Annotated in this window: 1 protein-coding gene; it reads right to left on the bottom strand. The window is 56.0% G+C overall.

Annotated elements, in window-relative coordinates; translation table 11 throughout:
* Positions 1–126: 126 nt before the first annotated feature.
* On the bottom strand, positions 127–334 hold a 208-nt coding region (locus tag GUI70_RS22865), incomplete at its 5' end, for a YdgH/BhsA/McbA family protein (protein WP_161884542.1).

Below are 334 nucleotides of genomic sequence, written 5' to 3' on the forward strand. Positions count from 1 at the left end.
GCGAGTGGCTGATTAAATCAGGTTGCGATGACGCTGGTAAGTCGGTTTGTAAAATAATTCTCAATTGCGTTTAGGCGCAGACCTCGCTTCGCCCCTCGCGAGGAGAGGCGAAGAATCGGGCAGGCGTTAGCGGTATATCACCGCGCTGGCGCGAAGCGGGCCGTTGGTTTCGGGTTCGTGCATCAGGATAGGCTGAAAGTATTTCGCCCCCTGCGCATCGCTCATCTGGCTAAGGGCCTGTTCGGCCTCGTGCTCAGTGGCCATATTGTGATTGATATAGATAACGCCGAGGCTCTGCACGTCGTCCATGTTGCGGGCCTGACGTTCGGTGATT

This window comes from Deinococcus alpinitundrae (assembly GCF_009982895.1).
GTDB classification, from domain to species: domain Bacteria; phylum Deinococcota; class Deinococci; order Deinococcales; family Deinococcaceae; genus Deinococcus; species Deinococcus alpinitundrae.